Consider the following 4,753-nt stretch of genomic DNA (forward strand, 5'->3'; position numbering starts at 1 on the left):
CCCCCCCCCCCCCCCCCCCCCCCCCCCCCCCCCCCCCCCCCCCCCCCCCCCCCCCCCCCGGCCGCCCCCGGGGCGGCCCCCGCCGCCGCGCCTGCCACCCCCGCCCCGACGTCTGTGCCGGTCACCGGGGGATGGGCCACCCTTTCGGCCGCCATGACCGCCGAGGTTCCGCCGATCGCCGACCGTGACGATTTGACCGTGAGCATCGCCCCCGGTGCCGCGTTCGGGCACCCGGCGGTGTTCGTGCCCGCACTGCGCGCGATCGAACTCGACGGGTCCCGACTCAAGATCGACCCGGCCGCCGCGTGCCCGGCCCGCAACAGTGACCGCAACCACTACCCGGCGGTGTGGGGTGCGTTGGTGCACGAGTGCGCGCACGCCAAACACTCGGTGTGGCGGGCCCCGTTGCTGGCGCACCCGGAGGTGGTGAAGGCGGCGGATTTGCTTGAGGAGTCACGGATCGAGGCCGCCCAGATTCGCCGCCGCCCCGATGACCGGCATTGGTTGCGCGCCAGCGCCACCGAGATCGTGATCGGCGACAACGGCGGCGCGAGTGCCGCCGCGCACCTCCCGCGCACCACCTACGCCGCCGCCCACAACGCCGCCCTCGTGCTCGGCCGGATCGATGCCGGGGTACTGACCGAGTCCGAATGCGCGCCGCTGGTGCGCGAGATCGAGTCCATCCTCGGCACCGACACCCTCGCCGCGTTGCGCGCGATCTGGCGTGAGGCGCACACCGTGGCCGATACCGACACCGCCGCCATGCTCGAACTCGGGCGGCGCTGGTTCGACATCGTGGGCCCCGAACCGCACACCACACCGGTACCGACCTCGCTGTTGGGCGCGGCCATCGAGGCCACCGCCGCCGCCATCGCCCGCGAGGTCGCGGCGAACCCGGTGCCCGCCGACCCGGCCGAGTCCGCTGCCGCCGCGCGCGAGGCTGCCGCCGCCACTGCCGAACAGGCACAGCTGATGGCCGAGCACGTGTTCGGCGATGGCGAGACACCGGGGCACTCGCGCACCGTAGCCCGCACCCGCACCCCACTGAGCACAGAACAGACCGCCGCGCGGGTGCTGGCCCGCGCGCTGGACACCGCCGCCGCCCGCGAACGCGCCACGGTGAAAACGACCTCGGTGGTCCCGCCGGGCCGGGTGCGGATGCGTGGTGTGCTGGCCCGCCAAGCACAGCTCGCCGCCGGTGCCATCCCGACCGCCGAACCGTTCACCCGCACCGCCCGCAAAACGAGCCCGTACCCGCCGCTGCAGGTCGGCATCGCGTGCGACGTGTCCTCCTCGATGAGCGCGTTCGCCGCGCCGGTGTCCTCGGCCGCGTGGATCATCGCCCGCGCCGCCGAGCTGGCCGCGATGCCCGCTACCACCGCGACCGTGACCTTCGGCGCGAAGGTCACCCCGATCACCTACCCCGGCACCGCCCCCGCCCAGGTCGCCGAGTTCGGTTGCCCGGACAAATACCACGCCCTCGCTGCCGCGACGGTCGCCCTCGACGGGGCCCTCGGCCTGTCACGGCCCGGCGCGACACGGCTACTGGTCATCATCTCCGACGGCATCTACCGACCCCACGAACGCGCCTCCGCACAGCGTCGACTCGACGCTGTCCGCGCGGCCGGGTGCGCGGTGCTGTGGTTGGCACCCGAGAGTGGCAAGCGCCCCGGCCGCCCGGGAGCCCCGACTCCGCTGAACGGGGCGACCGTGCACGTGGTCAGCGACCCGGCCGCCACCGCCACCGCGATCGCCCGCGCCATCACTGCCGCCGTGCGCGCCGCCTAAACCTCCGGCCCCGGGGGGGCCCCCCGCCCCCGGGCCCCCCCCCGCCCCGGGCCACCGGCCCGGGGCGGGGTGGGTGCCCCGGGCGGGCCCCAACCATCACCCACCCGCCCCGCACCCCGGGGCGGCAACCACAGGAGACACCGTGACCGATCCCGCGATTCCCACCACCGCCGCGCTCGACGCGATCTACGTGATCGCCAACGCCGTCACCGGCGACCAGTTCGTCATCTACGCCACCGGCCCGCACGACGAGCGCGGCATGTACACCGTGGCGCACGTGACCGGCGGCACCGGCGGTTACGCCGCCCCGCGTATCCACCTCGTGCACCCCGACGACATCGCCGCCTACGCCGCCGGGGCCGCCGGAAGGTTGCGTCGGGGCTCGCACCTGCACGCGGTGACGGTGTGGCTCGACCGCACCACCGGCCCCCTGCACACGCGCCTCGCCCGGTGAACCCGCTAGCACCCCAACCGAACCCGAACAGGAGCACCCCCATGAAAGACACTCGCGCCCACGACGAGGACGGCGTCATCAAACCGGGAGCCAAACTCAGCGGCAACGACTACGTCGTGGTCAGGCTGCGCGACAGCGACGACCCGCCCGGCCGAATCCTGGTGGTACGCAACCCGACCCGCTGCCACCACGGCTACACCATCTGCGTCGAGTGCGCTGAAAGCTGGGAACTCGACCACCATGTGGACTACGAGCTGACCGGCGGCGGGCGACGACTTCGCGAGGCCCTCGACATCCAGCCCGCCACCGGCAACGCAGAACCTTCCGAGGCCGACTCCGGCGAGCCCGGCACCGACACGGCCGACCCGTCACCGGTGCACCCGTGACCGGCTCGTGTATCGAGTCCTCGGCTCGCGTGCCACGCGCCCGCGGCGAGGCTGCCGGCGGGAGGCGCCTCGCCATCCCTGAGTCAACACCGGCGACTCGAATTCCGCTCGCGCCGAGGCTATTACGGAATCGGACGAGAGGAATTCGCGACCGGAACCAATTTCCACATTCCGCTTGACATCACACGCCCTATCGAGCGGTCATGGAAACCGGAACGGCACCGACCGCCCGGGGAATCGCCCCGATCGGTGCGCATTCCGTCCCCGCCCGGGGACATCACCGAATTCACCAAACCCATTTGTTGGAAGGAACCCCCATGTCGAAAACCAAGAACGCCGCCGTGGCCACGGAAACGGCCGCACCCACCCCGGAAAACGGTTCGCGGTCGGTGCCGGTACCGCGCCGCGACAGCACCCGGGCGTTGTGGGCGGCGCTGCGCGCACACCCTGACAACACCAGCGCCGCGCTGGCCGACATCGCCGGGATCGGCCAGTCCACCGCGCGGCGGCTGCTGACTCAGTGGGAAACCGCCGGGTGCGCCCAATCCCACACCGACCCCGCATCGCCCCGCGCCGCCAAGACCTGGACCCAGGGCACGGGCACACCCGCCACCATCGAACCGGACCCGGCCCCCACCGCGCCCGCCGATTCGGGCCCGGCCGAACACACCGACGCGGATCCGGCCGAACCCACCGACCCGGGCGCGGTGTCTCCTGAGACGGCCGAACCGGTCGGATCGACGCCCGAAACCGGCGAGCCCGCACCCGAATCCGCGACGGTGTCGGCGGCGCAGGTGCCCGCGTTGCACAGCGCCGAAGCTCGGGCACTGTGGAAGGCGCTGGAAACCCACCCCGGCAGCACCACCGCCGATCTGGCCGAAATTGCGGCCATCGGGACCAATGCGGCGCGGCATCTGCTGACGGAATGGGAACTCGCCGGGGCCGTGTGGGCGGCCACCGATCCGGGCAAGCCTCGGGCCGGGAAGAGCTGGACCGCCGGAGCGAAACCCGAACCGTCCCCAGCCCCGGCCGCGCCCGAATCGGTGGCCACCACACCCGCCGAACCGGAGCCCGCACCGGCCGACCCCGTGACTCCGGAACCCGCTGTGGCCGAACCCACCGCGCCCGAACCGGCCACCCCCGCCGAACAGGCGGCCCCGGCCGACCCCGCGCCCGACACCACGGCGGAGACGGCGGCAGCCGCCCCCACGGGCGACGAAACCGCCACCGTGGCCCCGGAACCCCCGGCGGCGGCCCACAACGGCGCTGGGGGCGACGCGGAGTCGACGGTCGAACGCCTGCCCGCCGGTGCCCTGCGGGGACAGGTCGAGGACTTCCTGCACGAAAACCCCGGAAAGGAGTTCACCCCACACCAGATCGGCAAAGCGCTGAACCGGTCCAGCGGCGCGGTCCACAACGCCCTGGTCAAGTTGACCGACGGCGGGACCGCGAGCCAGACCAGCACGGCCCCCAAGAAATTCACCCTCGCGTCCTGAAACTGGGCGATGCCGGAATCCCCGGAGCTGCTACCTCCGGGGAGTCCGACACCGCCCTCTCAACCTAACCTCTGAGAAAGGTGCTCGACTATGTACTCCACCCCAACCCCCACCATCCTGGGCGCGGCCCTGTACCGGGTGTACGCCGACTCCAGCCACGCCCCCGACAGCCTCGAGCTGTGGATCGCCATCGCCGAGACGGCGGTGCGGGAACTGCAGATGCCCGTGCTGGCCGCGCTGGTGCCGTGGGTGCCGATCGCGTTGCGCTACGAGCAGGTGACCACCGACGGTGAGTTCTTCCCGCACTCCGGTGCGGTGCGTGTCATGACCGGCCCGTTGACCGGCACCCTCTACGGCGACCTCGAAACAGCCGCCCGCGAGGTGGTCGTGGCAACCCTGGACCAGCTGCCCAAACAGGACTGCGGAGACACCAGCGACAGCGGAAGTGACAGCGGCAACGACGGCGACGAGCAGACCGTGACCGTGTACAGGGCGTTGCCGTCGTGGGGGGTCCGCAACGACAGGGGCCCCGCCCCGCCGGGGCGGCGCCCGGGGGCGCCCCGAAGCTGCTGGCCCGGCGACCCCGGGGAAAGGCCCGGGGGGGGGGGGGGGGGGCGGGGGGGGGGGGG

4 protein-coding genes and 1 pseudogene are annotated in these 4,753 nt (G+C 73.2%); all 5 read left to right on the forward strand.

Going from position 1 to position 4,753, the window contains the following annotated elements; translation table 11 throughout:
- Positions 1–153: 153 nt before the first annotated feature.
- Positions 154–1,788: a VWA domain-containing protein gene (locus QH270_RS33440; protein WP_104362268.1), complete on the forward strand. Its 1,635-nt coding sequence runs from the start codon at positions 154–156 to the stop codon at positions 1,786–1,788.
- 142 nt (positions 1,789–1,930) lie between these two features.
- Positions 1,931–2,242, forward strand: coding sequence for a hypothetical protein (locus QH270_RS33445; RefSeq protein ID WP_063125120.1), 312 nt, complete (start codon positions 1,931–1,933; stop codon positions 2,240–2,242).
- A gap of 41 nt (positions 2,243–2,283) precedes the next feature.
- On the forward strand, positions 2,284–2,628 hold the full coding sequence (locus QH270_RS33450; RefSeq protein WP_063125119.1) for a hypothetical protein: 345 nt from the start codon (positions 2,284–2,286) through the stop codon (positions 2,626–2,628).
- Between the two features lie 317 nt (positions 2,629–2,945).
- Positions 2,946–4,124: a hypothetical protein gene (locus QH270_RS33455; protein WP_104362266.1), complete on the forward strand. Its 1,179-nt coding sequence runs from the start codon at positions 2,946–2,948 to the stop codon at positions 4,122–4,124.
- A gap of 90 nt (positions 4,125–4,214) precedes the next feature.
- Positions 4,215–4,753 (forward strand): annotated as a pseudogene (locus QH270_RS33460) (hypothetical protein); the annotation flags it as partial.

Source organism: Nocardia neocaledoniensis, from assembly GCF_029868625.1.
Classification (GTDB): domain Bacteria; phylum Actinomycetota; class Actinomycetes; order Mycobacteriales; family Mycobacteriaceae; genus Nocardia; species Nocardia neocaledoniensis_A.